Genomic DNA, 17,417 nt, shown 5'->3' on the forward strand with positions numbered 1-17,417 from the left:
GATTTACAATTAATTAGAGGACGTATCTGTGAGTAAAGACACTATCGTTGCCCTTCATGCAGAGCACCAAGGTCGTTGGAAAAACCGTGAGGAACTTGCGGAGCGTATGATTGCCCTGATGGGTCAGTTGTATCGTGAAAAAAATATTGTAGCTACAGTTTACGGCCGTTCTTTAATTAACCGTTCTGTGATCCAGATTCTTAAGGCACATCGCCGTACTCGCGTATTAGATGTTGAGCTTTCTGTAGTAGATACTTTCCCAATTCTTGAAGCATTGGTTAAAGTGCAAAACATTGGTACTGCTGAAATTGATCTAGGCAAACTGGCTGTTGAATACAAAGAAAAAGGCGGCGATATTGATGCCTTTGTTGCAGATGCCGTGAAATCTCTTGAAGGCAGTGCTACTTCTGTTGAAGGGAAAGATGTCGTTCTTTACGGTTTCGGTCGTATCGGCCGTATCCTGGCACGTTTGATGATCAGCCAGTCAGGTCTTGGTCGTGGCTTGAATCTGAAAGCAATCGTGGTTCGTAAATCATCTGACGGTGACCTGGAAAAACGTGCGTCTTTATTACGTCGTGATTCTATCCATGGTCCGTTTGCAGGCACAATTTCTGTAGATGAAGAGAATGAAGCGATCATTGCAAATGGTCAGTTCATCAAAGTGATCTATGCATCAAATCCGTCTGAAGTAGATTACACTGCTTACGGCATTGAAAATGCACTTGTGATCGATAACACCGGTAAATGGCGTGATGCTGAAGGTCTTGCTCAGCACTTGCAATGTTCGGGCGTTGCTCGCGTAATTCTGACTGCACCTGGTAAAGGTGATATGAAGAACGTGGTATTTGGTGTGAACCAGGCGGACATTCTTGATGAAGACAAGATTATCTCTGCTGCAAGCTGTACCACCAATGCGATCACTCCAACGCTAAAAGTATTACATGACAAATACACCGTATTAAATGGTCATGTTGAAACCGTTCACTCGTTCACAAACGACCAGAACTTAATTGACAACTACCATAAAGCGGATCGTCGTGGCCGTGCAGCAACGCTGAATATGGTTATTACTGAAACTGGTGCTGCTAAAGCAGTAGCGAAAGCACTTCCAGCGCTTCAAGGTAAACTGACAGGTAACTCTGTACGTGTTCCTACTCCGAACGTATCTCTTGCTATTTTGAACCTGACTTTGGATAAAGAAGTTGATCGTGATGAAGTAAATGAATACATTCGTCAAATTTCAATTAATTCTAACCTTCAAGGTCAAATCGGTTATACAAACTCTACAGAGGTTGTATCTTCTGACTTTATCGGTTCGCGCACGGCAGGTGTATTTGACGCGCAAGCGACTATTACTTCAGGTAACCGTTTAACTGCTTATGTATGGTATGACAACGAAGTTGGCTATAGCTGCCAAGTACTTCGTATCGCTGAACAGATGGGCGGCGTAAGCTATCCAAAAATTCCAGCTGAAACTAATGCATAACTAGATTCTAGTCAAAAAAAGAGCCTCAAATGAGGCTCTTTTTATTTTAGGGTGAGATGTATAGTAGATTATGAATGGCTGCCACATGTCATTTTCTATCGCTTGCCTATTGCCACAAAGCCACTGGTTTAGATCCACATCAAATTAAAAAATAAATTACCATTGGAAAGATTCAAAATATCCTGTGGTTCATTCGCTTTGAGGGCAATGATCAGCGCTGGCTTAAGTGCTTTGATAAGCTCGATTTAATATAAAAATAATCATCAGAAAGTTAATTCAGATTTGCGTAACATATAGCAAATGTGCGGTACTAATTTGGTTAGGCTGATAGCTGCAGGGCTTTAAAATCATGCAAAATAGTCTATGTCCTGATCTCTATAGGAGAGATGAAATGATCAATATAGCCAAGAATACTATCTGCCTTTGGTACGATGACAATGCCGAGGAGGCCGCAAAATTTTATGCTGAGACCTTTCCGGACTCTTTTGTCAGTGCGGTTCATCGCGCCCCTGGAGACTATCCTGCAGGAAAAGAGGGAGATGTGTTGACTGTTGAATTTACCGTGCTGGGTGTTGCATGCGTTGGGCTTAATGGCGGTCCTGCATTCACGCATAACGAAGCTTTTTCATTTCAAGTCGCTACTGAAGATCAAAGTGAAACTGACCGTTATTGGAATGCAATTGTCGGTAATGGAGGTCAGGCAAGTGACTGCGGTTGGTGTAAGGATAAGTGGGGGATTTCATGGCAAATTACACCGGTTGCTTTAACGCGAGCATTTACCAGTTCTGACCGTATGGCTGCCAAGCGGGCATTTAATGCAATGATGACGATGAAGAAAATTGATGTTGCAGCAATTGAGGCAGCCTTTCGAGGTTGAATGCATTGATCACAGCCTGAGTAATCTACTTTTAAGCTGCATCGCTAAAAAGTCTTTAAGGAATATAGATCGGAGAAATGTCATCATCTGGTTTTAGCGCAAGGTTTTAAGCTAAAAATGCCTTTCAGTTTTTTCTTGAAGGGCATTTTTACCAGTCAATTGGGAGTCTGTTGTTATTTAAATAGAAACTGCCAACAGGGTCTGGTCTGAGCTTTAAGTTGAAGCGGTATTAAACAAGTGATTTAAACATTAAAAAGTGGACAAAATGTATTTTACAAAGCAAGAAATTATGTTAATAAATAGTAAGAGATTTTTCATTAAAATCTCTTTATCTCAGGAGGAGATAATTCAAAGAAGCCTATAAAAAATAATGAAAGGAGTTTTAAGATGCTTCAATTATTAAGAAAACTATTTTGTTTACACATTTATGAATACCAGCAAATGGAGGAAATCGGGGCAGATCGGGAGTGTCGCAAGTGTGGGACTTGTAAAGACTAAAGATAAGAGCATAAAAAATATAAAAAGTGAGCTTCAGCTCACTTTTTATTTGTGCATGAATATATATCCGTTAAAATTATCGTGAAAAATTTAACGGATACCGGAAGAAAATGGCCAAAGATTTCTATGCACAAACATATATTGTCGATAGTAATTTAGCAGATACTTTACACTGGCTGAGCTTGCATCAAGATTGTTATGATTTCTTTCATTATGATGCGCTATCCCAAGAACTGACTGTCTATCATGCCAATGGTGTTGATCAGGTTCGAATAGGGGACTATCTGAATGCAAGCTACGGAATTTTGATCACCGCCCATAATTTTGCGACGGTGAGCTCTGAATAACAGGAAAGAATTATGAGGCGCTGGCAATGGCCTCATCAGCCATAGCATCGGTGGCTAATGTGCGGATACTTGGTTTAGGCTGTTCGGCAACAAGTCCCAGTTTGTCAAAAAGCTGCTGGTCACGGCCTTTGGCAGTATTTGGGGTCGTCAATAACTTCTCACCCGAGAAAATCGAATTGGCACCTGCCATAAAAGCCAACGCCTGATCGGAATCAGTTAAAGATTCACGGCCAGCTGAAAGACGGATATAGCTCTTTGGCATCAGGATACGTGCTACGGCAATGGTGCGAATCCATTCAATAACATCTAGTTTCTCGACATCTGCCATTGGTGTGCCTTCAATCGGTACCAGCATATTAATCGGTACAGACTCCGGATGAATAGGTAAGGTGGCAAGCTCAAACAATAAGCCAATACGGTCATTGCGGCTTTCGCCCAGCCCGACAATCCCGCCACTACAAACTTTTAGACCTGCTCCACGAACATGATCCAGGGTATTCAGGCGATCATCAAAACTACGAGTACTGATAATATGGGAATAGTATTCACGAGAAGTATCCAGATTATGGTTGTAATAATCCAACCCCGCTTCTTTTAAACGGTCAGCCTGAGAGGCATTTAACATACCCAAAGTCATGCAGGTTTCCAGCCCCAGTGCTTTGACTTCGCGAACCATCTCCAGTACATAAGGCATATCGCGTTCATGCGGATTGCGCCAGGCTGCGCCCATACAGAAGCGTGAGCTGCCCGAAGCTAGGGCCTCTTTGGCTTCCTGAATGACTTTTTCAACTGCAATACGTTTTTCAGCTTCAAGTTTAGAATCATAATGCGCTGACTGAGAACAGTATTTGCAATCTTCAGGACATTTTCCGGTTTTAATGGAAAGCAGGGTACTAACCTGGATGCTATTGGCATCAAAATATTCACGATGGGTACGCTGGGCTTGAAATAAAAGGTCCATAAGAGGCTGTTGATACAGAGTTTCTATCTCTTCTCGTGACCAATCATTCCGTAAAGGCTGGTGAGTACTCATATTTTTGTCCTTGGATCTATCCATATGATTTATCATTCTTACATCTTAAGTAAAACTTAGAGCAGCTTCATTAGCAAAATATGACCTTATAGAAAAAACAAAGCCCACACAAGGTGGACTTTGCATTGGACTGTTAAGTTGGAGATTATTCGCGATGATTTCCATGAATATTCTGATTCTGTAAATCCGTACGATGTTGCTTGTCCAAGATACGCTCATCCTGTTCGTGCTGATTGTTTTTTGGGGAGTTAAGTGGACCTTGTTGTGGCTGCTGCTGTTGCTGCTTCTGATCTTGCAGTTGGTCCAGCTGTTCCTGATTTTGATCTTTAGATGATTTTTGCATATTCACCTCCGGTCTAATATCCGTCTGTCTTTTTTTATGCCACAGCTTGAAGGAAAGATGTGTAAGGCTTTGACGGAAAAGTGTGAACCGAAGTAAAAATTGAAAATTATCGTGATTTTATCAGTTGTTCTTGAATGGCCCAATCGATATGTTCTTGCACAAGCTCATCATGCAGATCACGCCGCTCAGTTAAGGCCTGTAAAATAGCTGCACTAAAAGGTGCATTCCCAAGGCCGATGGCGATATTACGCATAAAGCTCTGGTAGCCCGTCCGGCGAACTGGACTGCCTTCGGTTGAACTTAAAAAAGTGGCTTCATCCCAGTTCCATAGCTCCAGCAAACTAAGCTGATCCAGCCCATGTCGCGGATAAAAATCTTCCACGGAAGTGGTCTGGGCAAAGCTGTTCCATGGGCAGATCAGTTGGCAATCATCGCAGCCGAAGACCCGGTTACCAATTTCACGTCTTAAGTTTTCAGGAATAATTCCTTTATACTCAATAGTCAAATAGGCAATACAGCGCCGTGCATCTAGCATATAAGGTTCTACAATAGCCTGAGTGGGGCAAATATCAATACATGCAGTACAGGAGCCACAATGCTTGGTTGCAGGCTCATCAAAAGGCAGTTCAAGTGAGCTAAACAGTTCACCGAGAACAAAAAATGAGCCGGATTTTTGCTGGATTAGCAGGGTATGTTTTCCGGTCCAGCCCATACCTGCGCTTTCAGCCAGAGATTTTTCAAAAATAGGGGCGGAGTCAGCAAAAGGCCGCGATTCAAATTCACCTATTTTTTCACGGATTTTGGCTGCCAGGTTTTTTAGCCGTCCGCGCATAGTTTTATGATAGTCACGGCCCCGTGCATAACGGGCAATAATGGCGGAATTGGGTGCAAACGGAATCATGCGCGGCTCAGGCACCTCTACCAGATAATCCATTCTCACACAAATGATGGATTTGGTATTTGGAACCAGTAATGCGGGGTTGGCGCGCTTCTCCAGATTGTCTTCCAGAAACTTCATGTCGCCATGATAACCACGATCTAGATATTCTTGCAGGCGTGCTAATTCTGCTTGAGCATCCGGTTTGGCAATGACACAATCAGAAAAGCCCAGTTCTCGTGCTTGCGCTTTGATCCAGGCTTTGAGTTCGCCAGGATCGTGTTGATAAACTGGTATTTGCGCTTGAGAAGTGGGTGTAGTCATAAACCAGAAGCAGGGAAGGAAAAATGCAGTCTCCAGTTTACCATAGCCAGGATGTACAAGCATGGGAGCAGCGCTGGTTTGCCCGGCAAAATAGTACGTATGGTTTAATGCAGCAGGTCGCCTGGCTGATCAGTCAGCGCTTGATTGCTTTATTCGAGACTCAAAAAATCCGAACAATTGCAGTATGTTGCGGGCAGGGTAATAATGCTGGTGATGGTTATCTGGTGGCAAAGTATTTAAAGCAGGCTGGGTTTCAGGTAGACATTTATGCTGCCGAAGCGGGTCCCTCTCAAGAACTGCACTACGCTGTTCAGGAAAGTCAGCAAGCGGGCCTACAAATTTATCAAAATTTTAATTTTCAAAAAGAATATCAGGTTTATGTGGATGCCTTATTTGGTATTGGCCTGAACCGAAAACTGGATACAAACTGGCAGCATATTATTCAGAAGATCAATCAGCAGCCCGGATTTAAAGTGTCTATTGATATTCCCAGCGGTTTGCACGCCAATACCGGACAGCCTTTGCCTGTTGCCGTCAAAGCCGATTACTGTTTCACGGTATTGGGCTTAAAAGCCGGATTATTTACTGGAAAAGGCAAAGCATATAGTGGCAAGGTTGAGCTGATCTCGGTCATTCCTGCCGATTCTGAGCTTCAAGCACTGGCACAGCTTGCACCTACTGATATTTATTTACCGAAGCGCGAAGCCTTTGGTCATAAAGGTAGTTATGGTCATGTTCTGGTGATTGGGGGACATGCCGATATGGGCGGTGCAGTGATGATGGCTGCTGAAGCGGCCTTTGTGGCCGGAGCAGGTAAAGTGACGGTGATCTGTAATGCTAGACATCATACAGCGATTTTAGCACGTGCACCGAATATCATGGTGCGTGATATCAATGCGCTCAATCAAGAGCAGCGCGCAGCTCTACTACAGCAAGTCGATGCAGTCTGTTTTGGTATGGGGCTAGGGCGTGATGTATGGGCAGAACAGCAATATACCGCCTGGTTTGATTTGCTTCAGCAAAGTAATTTGGAAGTTGTGCTGGATGCAGACGCATTATGGTTTCTGGCCAGACAGCCCCAAAATTTAAATCATAAAACCTATGCCACACCACATCCCGGCGAGGCAGCCACTTTACTGGGTTGTCATACGGATCAAGTCGAAGCAGACCGTATACAGGCAATCTGGCAGCTGCAAAAACACTATCAGGGTCAATGGGTACTTAAAGGTGCAGGTAGCCTGATTCTGGAAGATCAGCTCTATATTTGCACTGCTGGCAACGCCGGGATGGGCACCGGAGGTATGGGAGATGTCTTGGCAGGCATGATTGCCAGTCTGAAAGCACAGTTTGCCAATCAGCTCAGTTTACATGACATAGTGACTTTGCATGCTCTAGCAGGAGACAGTCTGGCCCAAGCCGGGGAGCGCGGTTTGCAGGCGCAGGAGATGAAGCACACGATTTATCAAGTTATTAACCGGGAAGAACACTAAAATGCCAACCTTAAAAATTACTGATTGGTGATTTTAAGGGGATAGGATTTGCCGCTGGTTTGAACAGCAGGTGACTGAACTGGACCTGAAAGACCATATCGGAAGTTTAGCTACCGGCTAAGTCAAAGTGATAATATTAGGCCCAGAAAAGATTATTCAGAAAATACTCCAGCTAAGCCTGACTGGACCATTAGATGCAGACTTAACCGAAGTTCAGTGGCATGTTTTAGATATAAATAGCTTGGATATTCAAGATTTTTTAGATTTTAAGTTAAAGTTTAACGGCGACGACTGCTGACCCGACTACGTCCACGTGCCATCCCGCCGAGTGCATTCAGTACTGCCATTTTACTCATGCTGCCTGAAGCATGAGCATGACAAATTGCAGCAGCCAGCGCATCGGCAGCATCTTGCTGGGGCTTAATGGTCAAGTTAAGAATCCGCATGACCATCATCTGTACCTGTTCTTTATCTGCCGCCCCATAGCCCACTACCGACTGTTTAATTTGCCGCGCTGTATATTCAGCGACTTTTAGGTCCAGATTGACCAGTGCTGCAACGGCTGCTCCACGAGCTTGGCCCAGTTTAAGGGCAGAGTCGGGGTTCTGCGCCATAAAGACCTGTTCTACAGCCGCCTCAGTTGGCCCATAAAATTTGACAATACGCTCTACACCCGCAAAAATCCGCTTTAAGCGTTCAGGCATTTCTGTTGTTTCAGTTCTGATGGTGCCTGCATCGACAAAAGTCAGTTTTGAGCCTTCTTTTTGAATAATTCCGTAGCCAGTTAAACGTGAGCCGGGATCAATCCCGATAATTAATGACATGCCTGCACTTTAAAACTAAAATAATGCCCATATTGTTACATAAGCGTATCAAAAAAGCTTGATCCTGATGAAGCAGTTGATTACGGCATCTTAATATTTATTGAACTGAGATCAGATTAATTTTCATGAAATTATTTCTTATTATCCTTGCAGGCTTAATCCTCGAAGTATTTGTGTGGATTGGCGTGGGTGACCTCGTCGGGAGCATGTGGTACGTATTTTTCTGGTTTATTGCCGCGTTTTTTATAGGCATGAACATGATCCGCAAATATTCTGCGGGAGTTATGCCACAAATGCAGCAGATGCAAATGGGACAAATGAGTGCAGATCCTGCATTATCGTCGAATTTGCCTAAAATTCTGGCAGGTTTTTTCCTGTTAATTCCAGGCCTGATTACGGATGTGTTGGCGCTATTGATGCTGATCCCACCTGTTCAGCAAGCCTTTAAGGTTGCCATGATGAAAGTGATGATGAAGCGTCAACAGGCCATGATGGAAAAAATGATGGGCGGTATGATGGGGGATATGGGCAGCCCTCAAGGTCAAAACCCGTTTTCTGAGCTGATGCGTCAAATGCAGGATATGCAAAACCAGCAAGGACGTAGTGACTCAACGATTATTGATGGTGAAGCACGCGAAGTGACTCCCGATGCCAAAAAAATTGGAATGAAAGATGTCGGTCCAAAAAAAGATTAGGACACACTGCTGAGTATTTCAGGCCGAATCCGATGATTCGGCTTTTTTATGGGAACTTTCTCATTCTTTGAAGCAAAGTTATAATCAGTTTTTATACAGAGATGAGATTTGAATGTCTTTGCTTTTTACCATTTGTCTCCTTCATTTTGTTGCTCAACTAAGCCCAGGTCCAGATGTTCTCCTTATTGCGAAAAGTGCAGCCTCCACCAGACGAACCAATGCCTTAAAGATTATTGCCGGGATTTCACTCGGCATTGTGGTATGGGTGGTATTAACGCTGGCCGGTTTCACGGTGTTAATACACCAATTTCCCTGGATTCAGCAGCTACTGATGGTAGTAGGTGGGCTGTTTCTGGCAAAAATGGGGTGGGCCATGCTAAGTGGAGGCTGGCAAAGTTTTAAAAATCGGCATCAAACAGCTGATGATAGCAAGGCAATGGATGAGCCAAAAAGCTATTTCACATTGGGCTTATTCACCAACCTGTCTAACCCCAAGACATTGATTTATTTTAGCAGTGTATTTTCACTGGCATTAAGTTCAACGGCCTCACAGTACCTTAAGGCTCAACTGACAGTGATTATTCCGCTGCAAACTTTCATTACCTTTAGCTTGCTGATGTTGCTGATTTCCCGGCCCAAGATTAAAAACCTATATCAACGCTCAAGCAGTTATATTGATATTGCCTCGGGTGGGTTATTTCTGATCTTTGCTCTCTGGCTTTGGTACGATGCATTGGTTTTGATGAATTAGTCTGGTTTTTGAGCAGGTGGGATTATCTTTTTTTCTTCAGGCATGAAGTAGAAAACCTCCTGCTTCTGGCTATTTGTATAGCGATTGGGCTTTAGGGCGGTTACTGTATTTTCTGAATCTTGATAGCGGCGACTGCGATTGGCACGCTCGCGTAAACCACCTTTTTTAATCAACTGAACCATAAGTAAAAATACTCATCTGCAAAAAAGCAGTATAGCAAATCCTGAACTGGAGAGAAAAACAGGAGAGGGCGGGAGATAGGATTTTAAATGCTAATCTAAGTGCATAAAAAGACCTGATAAACATCAGGTCTAGGTTATCGGATGTTAAGTCAGTTTAGCGAAAACGTTTATTTTCTTCTTGTAGTACATCCAGAATGCTCAAGTGAGCAGGCTTTTCCTGTTGAGACTGGATGTAAACATGTACAGCTTTAAAGACAAGTGCTGTAACGAGGCAGGCAACCAGACAAAAAATCCAGAAACCAAAAGGACTGCGAATATGGTGTGAACCGCAATGTGGACATGATTTTTCTGTGGAGTCGACCACTTTTTCGCAGCACGCACAATGATATTGATATTGCACTGTTCTTCTCCCGGGATATTATCCTTTTTATTTTTGATCATGAAAGAGGAGGTTGTGGCTTCATCATAGGACAGCTTTTTAAAGCTGACAATACGAGATTGCCGACAATAACATACAGATAATAGATGATAAAAATTAATTACAGGCCAAGTAGAGCAATTAAAGGGAAATAAAAAAGGGGAATAATAAAAAATAATTGATCAAACTTTAAATTAAAAAGTAATTTTTAAAAGATGACATGATAAAAAGTCCGCATTAAGCGGACTTCCTTCAGTCAATTTGAAATTATTGTCCTGAGCGTATCATGTAATCGAAGGCAGACAGCGAGGCTTTTGCACCTTCACCGGTGGCAATGATAATCTGCTTGTAGGGAACTGTAGTACAGTCACCCGCAGCAAACACACCTTTCATGCTGGTTTCATTGCGCTCATTGATCACAATCTCACCGCGGTTACTTAGCTCGACTTTGCTGCCTTTCAGAAAGTCGGTATTTGGCAGCAAACCAATCTGTACGAAGATGCCCGCCAGTTCAACGACATGCTCTTCATCTGTAGCACGGTCCTTGTATTTCAGGCCGGTAACCTGTGAGCCGTCTCCCAGCACTTCAGTAGACAGCGCATTCTTGATGACGCTGGTATTTGCCAGACTGTTCAGCTTGTCCTGCAAAACCTGGTCAGCACGCAGTTTGGTATCGAACTCAATCAGGGTGACATGCTCAACCAGACCTGCCAGATCAATCGCTGCTTCCACACCCGAGTTGCCGCCACCAATCACGGCAACACGTTTGCCTTTAAACAGGGGGCCATCACAGTGCGGACAGTACGCCACGCCACGGGTCTTGTATTCCTGCTCTCCCGGAACATTCATCTCTCTCCAGCGTGCCCCTGTGGATAGCACCACAGTTTTTGAGGCAAGTTTTGCACCATTTTCAAGGGTGACTTCTACCAGACCACTAGAGGTTTCATCGGCACCTTTAATCGCAGAGACACGCTGCAGGTTCATGATGTCCACATCGTATTCACGTACATGGGCTTCCATTTCTGCTGCAAACTTGGGACCTTGGGTTTTCTGGACAGAGGTAAAGTTTTCAATGTCCATGGTATCCATGACCTGACCGCCCATGCGTTCAGCCACGATCCCGGTACGAATGCCTTTACGGGCAGCATAAATTGCGGCAGTATTCCCCGCAGGTCCTCCACCAATCACCAGTACATCAAAGGCTTGTTTGGCATTCAGTTTTTCTGCATCTTTGGCTGCTGCATTGCTATCCAGTTTGGCAATGATTTCTTCCAGCGTCATACGACCCTGACCGATATGATTGTTGTCCTGGAAGACCATCGGCACTGCCATAATTTTGCGCTCTTCCACTTCATCCTGGAAGAAGGCTCCATCAATCATGGTGGCAGTGGTACCCGGGTTATAGATGGCAATCAGGTTGAGTGCCTGCACCACATCCGGACAGTTATGGCAGCTTAAAGAGACAAAGACATCGAAGTCAGACTGGATATTCAGGCTTTTAATATTAGCCAGCACCTCATCAGAGACTTTCGGGGCATAACCCGAGGTTTGTAACAATGCCAGAATCAGGGAAGTAAACTCATGGCCCATTGGCAAACCTGCAAAGAACACCCGTGGCTGTTCACCGGCTTTGGCAATTCCAAAGCTGGGTACACGTTTGTTCTGACCATCAAAACGGGCAGTCACCCGATCAGACAGAGCAGCAACTTCTTCTACCAGTTCTTTGATTTTGGCAGATTTATCTGATTGATCTAAAGTGGCCACCAGCTCAATAGGTGCTTTAAGGCGTTCAAGTAAGGTTTTGAGTTGGGCGGAAGTATTTTGATCCAACATTGCTAACATCTCCAAGGGAGTAAAATTTATTTGATAAGTAAATGATAATAGAAATGCATGAATAGGCAAAACAGTTTATTTTTGTTAGTTTAATCGTATTTGTTAATTAATAGAGGGATTCATGATGAATTTCAGACGTATATATGGCATGAATAATTAATTTTTCAAGTAAACTTAGCCGGCAAATTACTATTTTTTAGCTAATATAGCGTGAGTTTTAAGGAGCAGATCGATGGACTTACAACGTGGAATTTATCAGCATTATAAGGGGCAACTTTACCAGGTGCTGCATGTCGCGACCCATAGTGAGACTGAAGAAAAATTGGTGGTTTATCAGTGTTTATATGGTGATTATTCGATTTGGGTTCGGCCACTATTGATGTTTACAGAAACAATTACTTGCCCGGATGATCGTGAGGTAGAGCGGTTTAAGCTGGTGCGAGCACTTTAAGCATTCAGAGATGGCAGGGAGAAGGTTCCACACGTTGTATCAAGAAGCAGCATAAAGCATGTTTAATGGTATTTTACTGGATATTGAACGAAAGGCTTATTATTCTTGTTGATGCCATTTGGCTCGATGACTCAAGCCAAATGTTGGTTTATGGGTGGTTGATCAGCCCATTTCTCATGCTGAAGCAGTTGATTTTTCCTCTGATTCAGCAGGATTTATATTTTATGCTCAAGATATTCCTGTCTGTGCAGGTTACTCCGTAGTAATTTATAGTTCAGCTAGTCTGGTGGACTTTTAATAAATACCGATCCGGTTAAAGTGTAGATTATATTCAAGATATTTTTGTATAAAGGCCGTTTTATCTTGACGTCTTAACAGATTGTTATACACAAATTCTGGAACTGGATGGTACAGTTCAATATCGCCATTACTATAAATAATTTTCAGGTGGCGGCTGGAAGGGCTATACGTCCATGAGATCACGGTTAGCAGGTTTTGCATATGCTTTCCTCCACTGAATATTTATTATCTTATGTTTTGAACTTATGCCAACCGGCATTGAAGATGTATAGTTGAATTGTAAGGATCGGTAGAAGATTGTTAGAAGGTAATGGCGATTAATGGCAATGCTAGCTCATACTTAACAAATAGTCTCAGTCTGCTCTAGTGAAATATTCAGCAAGAATTTTGAACTCACCAAATATGACTCACTCACAATAATTAGTTGATTCATTTCAATAAAAATATTTAAAGAACCTAAACCCAGATTGATAGAATGAGATGACCATAGTCATTATTTCAGTCAAGCTTAAGGCTGAATTTTTAATCAGAAATTAAAACTTTTTCTAAAGATTTATTAATTTTTTTGCAGAGATCGTCCAAAATAATTCAGCAATAGGGTTCATAAAAAGCTTTTATTTTATAAAATCTTTTTAAAAGAAATATGTTGTAAATACAGGATTTTTCTTTACTGTTTTTTATATCGGAATTGAATGAAGTAATAAGAAAGAGTGGGTTTTAAGTATTCTGTGGAAGTATTTATAAATGAACTTAGAGCTTTAAGAAATCACGCTCTATTGCATTTCACCCGAGAATTTAAGAAATAAAAAATGCCAGTCAATTTTGAAACTGACCGGCATTAGGTTTTAGAGCTGGCGTGTTAATTTCGCCTTAATCTTTATTGTTGCGTTTAGGGTCAAGCTGCGGATCTTTAACTTCAATATAAGCATTGTTGCGGATTTCGCGTAACCAGCTGTCCAGTTCGGCATCAAATTGGCGCTCACCCAAAATCTGGCGTGCCATACGCTCCTGATATTCCTGAGTCATATCTTGTTGACGGGTATCAGTCACTTGCAGAATATGCCAGCCAAACTGAGACTGGAATGGTGTGCTAAATTGGCCAACAGGTGTATTTTTCATGCGTTCTTCAAACTCAGGTACCATCACTCCCGGACTTACCCAGCCCAAGCTGCCGCCATCACGGGCCGAACCCGGATCACTGGAGAAAGTGGAAGCCAGCACGGTGAAGTCTTCGCCCTGTTTTAAGCGGTTGTACAGGCTGTCAATCATTTGTTTGGCATTTTCAGGGCTTACCACTTCAGATGGCTGAATTAGAATATGCCGAGTGAGGTACTGGGGAACAAGCGCCTTTTTCTCACCACCTTTACGTTCCAGAAGCTTGAGTATATGTACACCGTCAGCAGCCGTAATCGGTTCTGAGGTCTGGCCAGGCTGTAGCGTCGTAATACGTGCGGCAAGCTCGGCTGGCACTTCTGCCAGGTTGCGCATGCCCATATCAGCAGCTTCAACCTGCACATCAGCGCTGGTATATTTTTTGCTGATAGCCTGAATATCGTTGGTCTTGCTCAGCTCATTTTTTACCTGGTTGACCACTTGTGCAGCATGTTCGCCTGTAATACGTAAATGCAAGACATGCACCTGACTGCCGAGCAAAGCTTGACCTTGTGGTGTATTCAGGAAGTTTTTCACGTCCTGATCACTAATCTGGATACGTGATGTCACAATTTGCTGGCGCAGGCGGTTAAGTGCCAAGTCTTCCGCAATGCGGTTACGCAAAGACGCATAGGTATTTGGTGCCATAGCATCCAGTTTTTGCTGAAAGGCTTCGAGGCTCGATGACCCAGAGTCATGGGCAACTTTCAATACAGCTTCGTTTAACGCTTTTTCGTCTGGACGGATGTTATAGCGTTTCACTTGTTCCAGTTGTGCCTGACGTAAAATCAGTTGTTCCAACGCCTGCTGCTCTAAATAGGGCTGGGGTGGCACCTGCTTGTTCTGCTTTTTCAGCTGGTGAGTAACTTCAGCTACGCTTTGGGCCAGATCACTACGCAGAATAACGCTATTGTCGACAACAGCTACGACTTCATCTTTAGGTTGAGCAATAGCAAACGTGGTCATTGCTGAAGAAAGGCACAGTGCCAATGCGGTCGCTTTAAAAAAATGTTTTAACTGTTTTGTCTTCATTAACGTTCTGTCCAAGTTTGATTGATATTGTTAAAACCTAGAATGCGATTTTCTAGTAATGAAGTGAGTTTGTTGCTTAACCCACCGAGGCCTTTCAAGGTCACTTCAGCCATAATTGCGCGTTTGGCTTTGACGCCTGAATCATTCACATCGTCCAGGTCATTATAATATGAACGTCCATATACCGACATGCCCCAACAGCATGACTCATAGTTTACGCCAAGTAAATATTCACGTGCCACGCTATTGTCCAGATCAAACTGGGCATGTCCAACCAGACGCCAGTTGTTGGCAATGGGCTGGATAAATGAGCCCACCACCTGATCATAACGATCCTGGCGCTCTGGAATATCTTTGCGATAGAAATAGCCTAAGTTATACAGGTTGCCCTGGTCACCCGTATAATAAACCTGCAAATCGCGCTGGGCATTATCGCCATTGGACATCCAGCTGGAGTTAAGATTGACATGGAGATTGCTGGAAAGTTGGCTGGTTAGCTGAATCACAGGGCCAGTATGGCTTTCACGGTCAAACTTATCCGTGTCTTGTTCCAGGGTTACACGGCGGTCTTCAAAAAAGAAACTTTGGCCGATACTGGCACGTAAACGCTCTAGACCGTCTTCATTAAATAGGCTGTAGCTCAGCCCTAAAGATGCGAAGTTATTGTCTTCTAAACGGTCATGGCCATAAAAACGGCGTGGACTGAATAGTTGATCATAATTAATTGATGCCACCACTGAGTCAAAATTCGGCTGGTTTTGCTGATTTTCATAGGGTGAATAAGCATAGAACAGGCGAGGGCTTAAGGTTTGTAAATAACGCCCTTCTTTTTCGAAGGTCAGGCCCGTATCCAGCGTAAATTCTGGTACCACCACCGAATGGTTCTCACTGGATGAGCTGCGGTTCTGAGTTTCTTCATCATAAAAAGTATTGATGTTACGGACAGATACTTCTGGAATGATAAATGACCACGGCGTACGATGATTATAACGTACCGAAAAGTCATTATAGATTCGCGTTCCACTTGGTTGATAAACAGTACCATTTGGATTGGCCTCTTTAATATTTCTCAGATCTTTCTGGAAATAGGCGGTATCGTTATTAAACTCAGCCTCGAAACCAAGCGGATTGCCCCGTTTATAATTCACCAAAAGCTGTGGCAAACGGGCATAAGGGCGGTCTTCATCGGACACACTCGAATCAAGCGTCTGGAAATCTTCAACTTTGAAGAGCGCTTTCAGTCCAGGAATACCATTTTGATAGTTCAGTTCCCATGCACGGCGCAGGTTTAGGTCAGTTTTTGAATCGGGGTTGTTGTCCAGATCAGAGAAAAAATCTTTGTCCGACGCATAGTTATACTCTAAATGGGTAGAAAACTGATCATTGATTTGCCAGTTATGCAGGAAATGCAGGTTTTTCCGGTCTTCATTGTCATAGCTTTCGTCGGACGGCAGATAGCCTCCCCAGATCTGGCCTGCACCAAAGTTTTCAGTTAAGTAGCGGAACTCCGCATCCAGCATCGCACCACGGTCACCGATATACCGCGGCGTCACAGTCGCATCATATTGTGGCGCCAGATTTAAATAGACGGGTACACCAAGTTCCAGGCCGCCATCATTGGTAAAGCCAAAGGTTGGGGTGAGAATACCTGTCGTGCGGCGGTCATCAATCGGGAAGTTGAAATAAGGCACCGCCAAAACGGGAACGTCTTTAACGTATAGTTTGGTATTGCGAGTTTCCCCGCGCCCGGTTTCCTGGTTTAGCTTGATTTCGTCTGCCTGAATTTTCCAGGTCGGTTTTTGCTCAGGTGGACAGGTGGAATAAGTGGCATTTTCCAGCTCGAGGGTATTGTCTGAGGTTTTGGCAATCTTTTCTGCACGGCCATGGGCATGTTGCTGTTCTGAAATATAAAAACTGTTGTTCAGGTCGCCTTGCTGGGTTTTTAAATTATAATTGATATCATCACTTTGCGAGATCAGGCCGCCCTGTGCAAGCTGCACATGTCCTTCTGCCTGGGCATAGGTTTGAGTCTGATCAATGGTGACTCTTTCTGCACGAATCTGGCGGCCTTGCTGGTCTATAAGTACATTACCTTCCAGATAAGAATCACCTGTCGGATTATAATGTCCATAATCTGCCGTAATAGTCGAAGTCGCCTGTTCTGGATCAATCGCCGGTGTATCCGGTGAAATCGGGGTAATCCAGGCACCCTCACAATAAGCTGAACTTAACGCTTTGCCTTGGCGCTGCTGGGCTTCTGGAGCAGACTTGTCGATATAATACTGGGAGAAAAATGCTTCACCTGGATAGGTCTCATTAATGTGCTGTTTGAGTTGTTCTGCATTTACATCGGATGAGACAGTTGATGCAGCATAGCTTGATGCTGAGCTGCCACATAAAAGGGTTAAGATCGCAGTCGCTAGAGGGTTGATTTTAAAGTGATGCTTCATTTGTCTCATTAACCAATCATGCTTTTATCGCAATTAATTATTGTCGCATCATAG

At 43.5% G+C, this 17,417-nt stretch carries 17 protein-coding genes and 1 pseudogene; 7 read left to right on the forward strand and 11 right to left on the reverse strand.

Features of this window, described 5'->3' with window-relative positions:
* Window positions 1–28: 28 nt before the first annotated feature.
* From E5Y90_RS05140 to E5Y90_RS05150, 3 genes are all read left to right on the forward strand, one after another.
* Window positions 29–1,486 carry a glyceraldehyde-3-phosphate dehydrogenase gene (locus E5Y90_RS05140; protein WP_151204550.1) on the forward strand — a complete coding sequence of 486 codons (1,458 nt, stop codon included), beginning with the start codon at window positions 29–31 and terminating at the stop codon, window positions 1,484–1,486.
* A 391-nt stretch (window positions 1,487–1,877) separates the two neighbouring features.
* The gene (locus E5Y90_RS05145; RefSeq protein WP_174659594.1) at window positions 1,878–2,363 is read left to right on the forward strand and encodes a VOC family protein; all 486 of its coding nucleotides are present in this window, start codon (window positions 1,878–1,880) and stop codon (window positions 2,361–2,363) included.
* A gap of 608 nt (window positions 2,364–2,971) precedes the next feature.
* A complete protein-coding gene (locus E5Y90_RS05150; RefSeq protein ID WP_174659595.1) occupies window positions 2,972–3,208 on the forward strand; it encodes a hypothetical protein in 237 nt (78 codons plus the stop codon).
* Window positions 3,209–3,218: 10 nt separating this feature from the next.
* Here the strand turns inward: E5Y90_RS05150 and bioB are convergent, their stop codons facing one another.
* From bioB to queG, 3 genes are all read right to left on the reverse strand, one after another.
* Window positions 3,219–4,241, reverse strand: coding sequence for a biotin synthase BioB (gene bioB, locus E5Y90_RS05155; RefSeq protein ID WP_151206790.1), 1,023 nt, complete (start codon window positions 4,239–4,241; stop codon window positions 3,219–3,221).
* Window positions 4,242–4,386: 145 nt separating this feature from the next.
* Window positions 4,387–4,584, reverse strand: coding sequence for a hypothetical protein (locus tag E5Y90_RS05160; protein WP_151206791.1), 198 nt, complete (start codon window positions 4,582–4,584; stop codon window positions 4,387–4,389).
* Window positions 4,585–4,690: 106 nt separating this feature from the next.
* Window positions 4,691–5,785 (reverse strand): tRNA epoxyqueuosine(34) reductase QueG, encoded by a 1,095-nt coding sequence (queG, locus tag E5Y90_RS05165; RefSeq protein WP_174659596.1) that lies wholly within the window; start codon window positions 5,783–5,785, stop codon window positions 4,691–4,693.
* Between the two features lie 23 nt (window positions 5,786–5,808).
* On the opposite strand from queG, the gene E5Y90_RS05170 reads away from it, so the two are divergent.
* Window positions 5,809–7,275, forward strand: a complete 1,467-nt coding sequence (locus E5Y90_RS05170; protein ID WP_174659597.1) for an NAD(P)H-hydrate dehydratase — start codon at window positions 5,809–5,811, stop codon at window positions 7,273–7,275.
* 278 nt (window positions 7,276–7,553) lie between these two features.
* On the opposite strand, the gene ruvC is transcribed toward E5Y90_RS05170, so the two are convergent.
* A complete protein-coding gene (gene ruvC, locus E5Y90_RS05175) occupies window positions 7,554–8,099 on the reverse strand; it encodes a crossover junction endodeoxyribonuclease RuvC (RefSeq protein ID WP_151204539.1) in 546 nt (181 codons plus the stop codon).
* 125 nt (window positions 8,100–8,224) lie between these two features.
* Between ruvC and E5Y90_RS05180 the strand changes: the two genes are divergently transcribed.
* Both E5Y90_RS05180 and E5Y90_RS05185 read left to right on the forward strand, forming a co-directional pair.
* Window positions 8,225–8,794, forward strand: coding sequence for an FxsA family protein (locus E5Y90_RS05180; RefSeq protein ID WP_151204538.1), 570 nt, complete (start codon window positions 8,225–8,227; stop codon window positions 8,792–8,794).
* Window positions 8,795–8,906: 112 nt separating this feature from the next.
* Window positions 8,907–9,545 carry a LysE family transporter gene (locus tag E5Y90_RS05185; protein ID WP_174659598.1) on the forward strand — a complete coding sequence of 213 codons (639 nt, stop codon included), beginning with the start codon at window positions 8,907–8,909 and terminating at the stop codon, window positions 9,543–9,545.
* Here E5Y90_RS05185 and E5Y90_RS05190 read toward each other — a convergent pair.
* The 3 genes from E5Y90_RS05190 to ahpF all read right to left on the reverse strand — a co-directional run bounded on the left by E5Y90_RS05190 (window position 9,542) and on the right by ahpF (window position 11,978).
* Complete coding sequence (locus E5Y90_RS05190) at window positions 9,542–9,727, reverse strand: hypothetical protein (protein ID WP_174659599.1); 186 nt, start codon at window positions 9,725–9,727, stop codon at window positions 9,542–9,544. The two genes, E5Y90_RS05185 and E5Y90_RS05190, sit on opposite strands and share 4 nt — an antisense overlap.
* Window positions 9,728–9,881: 154 nt before the next feature.
* A complete protein-coding gene (locus E5Y90_RS05195) occupies window positions 9,882–10,127 on the reverse strand; it encodes a hypothetical protein (protein ID WP_151204535.1) in 246 nt (81 codons plus the stop codon).
* Window positions 10,128–10,412: 285 nt separating this feature from the next.
* Window positions 10,413–11,978: an alkyl hydroperoxide reductase subunit F gene (ahpF, locus tag E5Y90_RS05200; RefSeq protein WP_174659600.1), complete on the reverse strand. Its 1,566-nt coding sequence runs from the start codon at window positions 11,976–11,978 to the stop codon at window positions 10,413–10,415.
* A 232-nt stretch (window positions 11,979–12,210) separates the two neighbouring features.
* Here ahpF and E5Y90_RS05205 point away from each other — a divergent pair, with 232 nt between their 5' ends.
* Window positions 12,211–12,429: a DUF1653 domain-containing protein gene (locus tag E5Y90_RS05205; RefSeq protein ID WP_151204533.1), complete on the forward strand. Its 219-nt coding sequence runs from the start codon at window positions 12,211–12,213 to the stop codon at window positions 12,427–12,429.
* A gap of 294 nt (window positions 12,430–12,723) precedes the next feature.
* On the opposite strand, the gene E5Y90_RS05210 is transcribed toward E5Y90_RS05205, so the two are convergent.
* From E5Y90_RS05210 to E5Y90_RS05220, 4 genes and pseudogenes are all read right to left on the reverse strand, one after another.
* Complete coding sequence (locus tag E5Y90_RS05210; RefSeq protein ID WP_151204532.1) at window positions 12,724–12,930, reverse strand: KTSC domain-containing protein; 207 nt, start codon at window positions 12,928–12,930, stop codon at window positions 12,724–12,726.
* A 236-nt stretch (window positions 12,931–13,166) separates the two neighbouring features.
* Window positions 13,167–13,317: pseudogene (locus E5Y90_RS17635) on the reverse strand (IS982 family transposase); the annotation flags it as partial.
* Between the two features lie 282 nt (window positions 13,318–13,599).
* Entirely contained in the window at window positions 13,600–14,913 is a 1,314-nt protein-coding gene (locus E5Y90_RS05215) for a peptidylprolyl isomerase (protein WP_174659601.1), read from the reverse strand.
* The gene (locus tag E5Y90_RS05220) at window positions 14,913–17,363 is read right to left on the reverse strand and encodes an LPS-assembly protein LptD (protein WP_174659602.1); all 2,451 of its coding nucleotides are present in this window, start codon (window positions 17,361–17,363) and stop codon (window positions 14,913–14,915) included. Before E5Y90_RS05220 ends, E5Y90_RS05215 begins: the two co-directional genes overlap by 1 nt.
* Between the last annotated feature and the right edge of the window lie 54 nt (window positions 17,364–17,417).

Source organism: Acinetobacter sp. 10FS3-1 (assembly GCF_013343215.1).
Lineage (GTDB): Bacteria > Pseudomonadota > Gammaproteobacteria > Pseudomonadales > Moraxellaceae > Acinetobacter > Acinetobacter lwoffii_C.

Excerpts from the sequence above, each read along its gene's own strand:
- E5Y90_RS05145 (WP_174659594.1), top strand. The coding sequence starts at position 1,878 with ATGATCAATATAGCCAAGAATACTATCTGCCTTTGGTACGATGACAAT.
- E5Y90_RS05150 (WP_174659595.1), top strand. The coding sequence starts at position 2,972 with ATGGCCAAAGATTTCTATGCACAAACATATATTGTCGATAGTAATTTA.
- bioB (WP_151206790.1), bottom strand. The coding sequence starts at position 4,241 with ATGAGTACTCACCAGCCTTTACGGAATGATTGGTCACGAGAAGAGATA.
- E5Y90_RS05160 (WP_151206791.1), bottom strand. The coding sequence starts at position 4,584 with ATGCAAAAATCATCTAAAGATCAAAATCAGGAACAGCTGGACCAACTG.
- queG (WP_174659596.1), bottom strand. The coding sequence starts at position 5,785 with ATGACTACACCCACTTCTCAAGCGCAAATACCAGTTTATCAACACGAT.
- E5Y90_RS05170 (WP_174659597.1), top strand. The coding sequence starts at position 5,809 with ATGCAGTCTCCAGTTTACCATAGCCAGGATGTACAAGCATGGGAGCAG.
- ruvC (WP_151204539.1), bottom strand. The coding sequence starts at position 8,099 with ATGTCATTAATTATCGGGATTGATCCCGGCTCACGTTTAACTGGCTAC.
- E5Y90_RS05180 (WP_151204538.1), top strand. The coding sequence starts at position 8,225 with ATGAAATTATTTCTTATTATCCTTGCAGGCTTAATCCTCGAAGTATTT.
- E5Y90_RS05185 (WP_174659598.1), top strand. The coding sequence starts at position 8,907 with ATGTCTTTGCTTTTTACCATTTGTCTCCTTCATTTTGTTGCTCAACTA.
- E5Y90_RS05190 (WP_174659599.1), bottom strand. The coding sequence starts at position 9,727 with ATGGTTCAGTTGATTAAAAAAGGTGGTTTACGCGAGCGTGCCAATCGC.
- ahpF (WP_174659600.1), bottom strand. The coding sequence starts at position 11,978 with ATGTTGGATCAAAATACTTCCGCCCAACTCAAAACCTTACTTGAACGC.
- E5Y90_RS05205 (WP_151204533.1), top strand. The coding sequence starts at position 12,211 with ATGGACTTACAACGTGGAATTTATCAGCATTATAAGGGGCAACTTTAC.
- E5Y90_RS05210 (WP_151204532.1), bottom strand. The coding sequence starts at position 12,930 with ATGCAAAACCTGCTAACCGTGATCTCATGGACGTATAGCCCTTCCAGC.
- E5Y90_RS05215 (WP_174659601.1), bottom strand. The coding sequence starts at position 14,913 with ATGAAGACAAAACAGTTAAAACATTTTTTTAAAGCGACCGCATTGGCA.
- E5Y90_RS05220 (WP_174659602.1), bottom strand. The coding sequence starts at position 17,363 with ATGAAGCATCACTTTAAAATCAACCCTCTAGCGACTGCGATCTTAACC.